The organism is Dellaglioa sp. CoH-57-MRSF-22 (assembly GCF_056781895.1).
Genome location: NZ_JBXAXT010000278.1, coordinates 1 through 237, shown reverse-complemented (window position 1 = coordinate 237; position 237 = coordinate 1). Strand labels below are relative to the sequence as shown.

1 protein-coding gene is annotated in these 237 nt (G+C 68.8%); it reads right to left on the bottom strand.

The window, feature by feature from the left end:
* Positions 1-237: DUF1206 domain-containing protein (locus tag AC1RPR_RS09075; protein WP_481763621.1), on the bottom strand; the 237-nt coding region annotated here is incomplete at both ends.

Below are 237 nucleotides of genomic sequence, written 5' to 3'. Positions count from 1 at the left end.
CGATCAGGCCGATCAGGCCGAGGACGAAGACACCGCCCGGGAACGCGAGAAGGTGCGCGCTGCTCGATTTCTGCTTGCCCGTGGAGTTGTGGCCGCCGCCCAGCGCGACCGAGATCGTGACGACCGCCAGCGCTCCGTAGACGACCGCCTTGGCCACCTCCACGACCTTCGTCCCCACCCCGTGCGCGGTGACCGCCACCAGGAGCTGCCACACCGCGAGCACGATCAGTCCGATGA